This window comes from Frankia sp. CcWB2 (assembly GCF_977927585.1).
On record NZ_CDWRCM010000002.1, the window covers coordinates 36,552 to 41,593 of the forward strand.

A 5,042-nucleotide genomic window follows, 5' to 3' on the forward strand; every position below is an offset into this window, starting at 1 on the left:
TATCTCCTGTGCCTGATATCTCCCTGTGCCTGGCGCGACTACGGCGGACCGGCCCCGGAGGGACCGGCTACCGCGGGCAAAGCCGCTCCAGATACAGCCTGACCTGCTTCGATCCGAGCGGGCCCGACACCCGCAATGCCCGTGGGAACGCCTTGCGACGCTCCGCGAGATCGAGGCATGCAAGATCGGGATGCACGTACGCACCCCGACCGCGCATCCGACGACGAGCATCCGGCAGAAGCTCGCCGCCTTCTACAACGATACGCAGTAGGTCAGAACTCGGCGCACGGCTTCGACATCCGACACAGGTACGAACGGGCTCCGCACGACGCGCCATCGCAAGTCTATCCCGCTCGGCCCCGAGAATGGCCACCCGCGGCAGGCGATCGCCGCGGTACCGCAGCTGGTCCCGATCGTCGAGGCGCACCAGCGGAGCCCCGTTCGGATCCGCTCCCACCGCCCTCGCCGGAGTCCTCGGTGTCAGAGTGGATGTCGATGCGCCACCCCGTCAGCCGGGCGGCGAGCCGGGCGTTCTGCCCCTCGCGACCGATGGCCAACGACAGCTGGTAATCGGGCACCACCACCCGCGCCGAGCGGCTCGCCGGGTCCGTCACCTCGACCCGGGCCACCCGGGCCGGGGACAGCGCGCTCCCGACAAAGGTTGCCGGGTCGGCCGACCAGTCGACGATGTCGATCTTCTCGCCCCGCAGCTCGGCCATGACGGCACGCACCCGGCTGCCCATCGGCCCGATGCACGCGCCCTTGGGGTTGACCCCGGCCACCCGGGACCGCACCGCTATCTTGCTGCGATGCCCAGCCTCGCGGGCGATCGCGGCGAGTTCCACGGTGCCGTCGGCGACCTCGGGCACCTCCAGCCGGAACAGCCCCTTCACCAGCTCGGGATGGGTGCGGGACAACGTCACCGTGGGTCCGTGCTGCCCCCGCGCGACGTGCACCACATAACACTTGATCCGGTCACCGTGCTCGAGCCGCTCGCCGGGAACCTGCTCGGCCGGCGGCAGGACACCCTCGACGGTGCCGAGATTGACGAGCACGACCCTGGAGCCGGCCCGCTGTTCGTGATGTTGCACCACACCGGAGACGATCTCGTGCTCCCGGTCAGCGTACTGGCCGTAGGTGACCTCCTGCTGGGCCTCGCGCAGCCGCTGCATGATCACCTGTTTAGCGGTCATAGTCGCGATCCGCCCGAAGTCCGCCGGGGTGTCGTCGTACTCCCGGCTGGTGCCGTCCGGACCCCGTTCCCGGGCGAGGACGGAGACATCTCCGGTCGTCCGGTCGATCACCACCCGGGCGTCCTGCGCGGACCCGGCCGTGTGGTGATAGGCCGTCAGCAGTGCCGTCTCCATCGCCTGCACCAAGGTGTCAAAGGCAATGTCCTTCTCCCGCTCGATTCCGCGCAGCGCGGCCACGTCGAGCTTCACCGGGTCATCTCCTTACCGGCCGCGCCCCGGGGGCCGGCCTCCCGGCCGTCGTCATTGGATTCCCTCCCCGGCGCCGCCGGAAGATCGTCGCCCGGCTCCCCAGACCCGAGATCGGCTGTCTCGCCGGGTTCCACCAACGCGGCGGACGAAGACGGCGTCTCCACCGACTCGACAGAAAGATCATCATACGCCTCGGCCGAGAACTCGACCTCGACAGTAGCCCGGGCCACCTGTACGAAGGTCACCCGCGCAAGCCGCCGGCGCGGGGGGCGTCCGGGCCGCGCGGGATCCGTCGCCACCGCCAGGTCCGCCCCCGATTCGTCGGCGGAGAGGACACGCCCGGCGAGGACGATGCCGTCTCGATCACGTACCGTGACAAGCCTGCCGATCGCGCGGCGCCAGTGCCGAGGCTCGGTCAGCGGCCGTTCGACGCCCGGTGAGGTGACCTCGAGAACATAAGGCCCGGCGACCAGGCCCTGGCCGTCGGTCTCGGCGGCGTCGAGCAGCTCGGAGGCGAGCCGGCTGGCGTCCGCGGCCGCGTCCAGGTCGACTCCGCCGTCGCGGTCCACCACCACCCGCACCACGCTGCGCGATCCGGCCCGTGCCACCGTCACATCCTCGAGATCGAAACCCGCGTCGGCGAGGCCGGCCGCCAGCCGAGCCCGCAGCGCCGTCCGAACGCCGCCGCGCCCGCGGGCCGATCCGGATGGGCTCCGGTCGCGCGCGCGGCCGGCCTCCCCCGCCCCTGCCACTTCGACCGTCCCTTCCCGCATCCGCGATGCCTGATCATCCGCCGGACCCACGACGCCGCTCCCCACGCCGTAGGCCGGCCGCCACATTGTCATCCCCCGGGGGCGATACCCAGGTTCGGCCGGCGCCATCAAGCCGTGCGACCCTCGTCGACCCGACCTGCGGCACCGTCGAACAACGAGGACCGACCGCCGACGGTCCCGCCGGGCTGGGCCGTCACAGGGGCGAACGGCATCCCGGGTGAGATCCATAGCCTACGTCCGCCCCGACCGGAGTCCGTCGCGACCCGGGGGTAACCGGATCAGGCCGCGCGGACCACACGGCGGTCCGGACGACAGCAGGGGATGTGCGAAGCTGCGACGGTGGATCCGGCGAACCTCACCCACGCCTCCCGACGACGGGTCCTCGCCGGGCTGACCGGCCTCACCCTCACCGGATTTACCGGATTCGAGGCCGCCGGGTGCAGCACCACGGTCGCGACGAACCGGACCGGTCCCGCAGTGAGCCTGGGCGGCGACGACCGCCGGGCGGCGAGGGCCGCCGCCGTCCGGGCGACCGCGCTGGCCGCGGCATACCGGACGGCGGCCGAGCGCCACCCGTCCCTGCGTCCCCTGTTCGACACGCTGCGGGCCCATCACGAAGTCCAGCTCCGGACCTTGGCCGAACAGTTCCCGGGCTCCGCACCGACCACGCCGGCCCAGGCAGCCACCCCGGCCCAGGCAGCCATGCCGACCCAGGCGGCCATGCCGACCCGGACGATCGGGCGCGACGGCGCCGGGACGGCGGGAACGGCGCAGCTCGTCGACGAGTCACCCACGGCCCGCGCCGCCACCATCGCCTCCCTGACCGGGATGGAGGGTGCGGCGACGAACGCGGCCCGCACCGACTGCCTGCGCGCGGGCGGTCCGCTCGCGTCCCTGCTGGCGAGCATGTGCGCCGCCGGGACCGCGCATGCGGAGCTGCTGGCCATCTCTGCGAGCCGGGTGTCCGGATGACCGCCGGCACACCACCGGGCGATCCGGCGTCGGCGACCCCCACGGAATCGACCGCCGCAACCGACCACCCGGATCCCGCGGGTGTCGCGGCGCTGGTCACGATGCTCACGGCCACGCATGCCGCCGTCTACGCCGCCGCGGCGGCGGGAGGTGCCCTCGCGCCGCTCGACCCGGCCGCGGCGCAGGCGCGTGAGCTCGCACGACTGAGCTATCTGGCGCACCAGGCGCTGCGCGACGACCTCATCACCGCGATCCGGGCCCGCGGCGGGGAGGCGCCACCGGCACTGCCCGCCTATCGACTCCCCGTCGCACCGGAGGGAATCGGGGCGGCACTGGCCCTCCTGGCCAGGATCGAGGACGCCTGCGCCATGGCGGCCCACGACGCCGTCACCGTGCTCGTCGGGGACGTCCGTGCGCTGGCCCTGGACGCGCTGACCGGCACCGCCGTACGCGCGCAGCGGGCCCGCATCGCGGCCGGCATGCCGCTGGCGGCCGCGAGCCGCGCGCTACCGGGGACGTGACCTGGCGTCCAGGGAGGCCGGGCCCGCTCCAGGAAGCGGGCCGCTCCCGTCAGCGGGTGACCCACGCGTCGGGGTCGCCGCCGAGGGTGGTCACGATGTCCGGAAGCTGACCACTCGCCACGTCAGCGAGGGTCACGGCCTCCAGCACCCGCCGCAGGTTCACCCGAACCGCGATCCACACATCCTGCAGGTTCTTGGCCGCGCCGTCGTAGTTCGTGTCCTCGGGACGCCGGCCTCGCACGCTGGCGAGCGGACCGTCGGTCGCCCGGATCACCGTGGCGATGGTGATCCGGTCGGGAGGAAGGCTCAGCTGGTATCCCCCGTCCGCGCCCCGGCGGCTCTGGACCAGCCCCGCCCGGCGTAGATCGGTGAGGATGTTCTCGAGGAAGCGCAGCGGCAGATCCTGCGCCGCGGCAAGCGCCTCGCCCTTGACGAGCCGACCGTTGCTCGCGGCCAACGTCAGGAGTGCGCGCAATGCGTAGTCGGCGCGAGCGGAGATCTGCATGCATCCATTCTGCCGCCGGTCCTCGCCGAATGGGTGGGCCGGGTCGGCAGCGGGCGAGGCGCGGCCCCGCGCCAACGGGCGCTGTTCCCGCCGCCGGCTCGGTCGAACGAGCCTGCCGGCCAACGAACCTGCCAGCCAACGAACCTGCCGGCCGGGGAATCGGGAACTTCCTCAGCCAGCCCTCTCGGGATGGGGGGCGTCCGTGCCGCCGTCGGCGGAGGAGGTGGCCGTGGTGGCGGCTCCGACCGCCGCCACCTCCTTTGTACCGGCCGCGGCGGACCCGCCGGCGCTGCCGCCCCGGCGACGCCGAGCCGCCCGGACCGCCGTCGTACCCTCCGCAACCAGCCCACGGCGCTGCCGCATCCGCTGGTCCACCGCGTTGAATCCGGCATCGATGAGCACCCCGACCACGAAGATCGTGATCATCGAGGCCAGTACCCCGACCGTGTCGAGCAGTTCGCGGGCATTCTGCAGGTCGGCCCCGACGGACGGATGCCCCGGAACGATGACCAGCAACTCGCCGGCCATCAGGCTGCGCCAGGCGAACGCCCAGCCCTGCTTCAGGCCCGCGAGCACCGAGGGCAGGGCCGCCGGTACCACGATGTACCGGTAGAGGGACAGGCCACGCGCGCCCATGCTGCGGCCGACCTGGACCAGTAGAGGCGGCACGTAGTCCACGCCGTAGATGACGCCGTTGGCCACCGACGGCGCCGCCCCGAGCACCACCACGAACATGATCGCGGACTCGCTGAGCTTGAACAGCAGGACGGCGAGCGGGAACCAGACGATCGAGGGCATCGTCTGCACCGCGGTGATGAACGATCCCACC

The 5,042-nt window shown here is 72.6% G+C and carries 7 protein-coding genes; 2 read left to right on the top strand and 5 right to left on the bottom strand.

The window, feature by feature from the left end; genetic code table 11:
* Positions 1-67: 67 nt before the first annotated feature.
* The 3 genes from ACY45C_RS00890 to rimP are packed head-to-tail and all read right to left on the bottom strand — an operon-like array spanning position 68 to position 2,215.
* Positions 68-337: a YlxR family protein gene (locus ACY45C_RS00890; RefSeq protein ID WP_462185773.1), complete on the bottom strand. Its 270-nt coding sequence runs from the start codon at positions 335-337 to the stop codon at positions 68-70.
* Between the two features lie 7 nt (positions 338-344).
* On the bottom strand, positions 345-1,442 hold the full coding sequence (gene nusA / locus ACY45C_RS00895; RefSeq protein ID WP_462185774.1) for a transcription termination factor NusA: 1,098 nt from the start codon (positions 1,440-1,442) through the stop codon (positions 345-347).
* Complete coding sequence (gene rimP / locus ACY45C_RS00900) at positions 1,439-2,215, bottom strand: ribosome maturation factor RimP (RefSeq protein WP_462185775.1); 777 nt, start codon at positions 2,213-2,215, stop codon at positions 1,439-1,441. The genes nusA and rimP overlap by 4 nt, the downstream gene beginning before the upstream one ends.
* Positions 2,216-2,536: 321 nt before the next feature.
* Between rimP and ACY45C_RS00905 the strand changes: the two genes are divergently transcribed.
* Positions 2,537-3,187 carry a hypothetical protein gene (locus tag ACY45C_RS00905; RefSeq protein ID WP_462185776.1) on the top strand — a complete coding sequence of 217 codons (651 nt, stop codon included), beginning with the start codon at positions 2,537-2,539 and terminating at the stop codon, positions 3,185-3,187.
* On the top strand, positions 3,184-3,708 hold the full coding sequence (locus ACY45C_RS00910) for a DUF4439 domain-containing protein (protein WP_462185777.1): 525 nt from the start codon (positions 3,184-3,186) through the stop codon (positions 3,706-3,708). The genes ACY45C_RS00905 and ACY45C_RS00910 overlap by 4 nt, the downstream gene beginning before the upstream one ends.
* Before the next feature lie 49 nt (positions 3,709-3,757).
* Here ACY45C_RS00910 and ACY45C_RS00915 read toward each other — a convergent pair whose 3' ends face one another.
* Positions 3,758-4,213: an RrF2 family transcriptional regulator gene (locus ACY45C_RS00915; RefSeq protein WP_462185778.1), complete on the bottom strand. Its 456-nt coding sequence runs from the start codon at positions 4,211-4,213 to the stop codon at positions 3,758-3,760.
* A 171-nt stretch (positions 4,214-4,384) separates the two neighbouring features.
* The coding region (locus tag ACY45C_RS00920; RefSeq protein WP_462185779.1) for an ABC transporter permease at positions 4,385-5,042 on the bottom strand (658 nt) is incomplete at its 5' end.

Excerpts from the sequence above, each read along its gene's own strand:
- ACY45C_RS00890 (WP_462185773.1), bottom strand. The coding sequence starts at position 337 with ATGGCGCGTCGTGCGGAGCCCGTTCGTACCTGTGTCGGATGTCGAAGC.
- rimP (WP_462185775.1), bottom strand. The coding sequence starts at position 2,215 with ATGCGGGAAGGGACGGTCGAAGTGGCAGGGGCGGGGGAGGCCGGCCGC.
- ACY45C_RS00905 (WP_462185776.1), top strand. The coding sequence starts at position 2,537 with ATGTGCGAAGCTGCGACGGTGGATCCGGCGAACCTCACCCACGCCTCC.
- ACY45C_RS00910 (WP_462185777.1), top strand. The coding sequence starts at position 3,184 with ATGACCGCCGGCACACCACCGGGCGATCCGGCGTCGGCGACCCCCACG.
- ACY45C_RS00915 (WP_462185778.1), bottom strand. The coding sequence starts at position 4,213 with ATGCAGATCTCCGCTCGCGCCGACTACGCATTGCGCGCACTCCTGACG.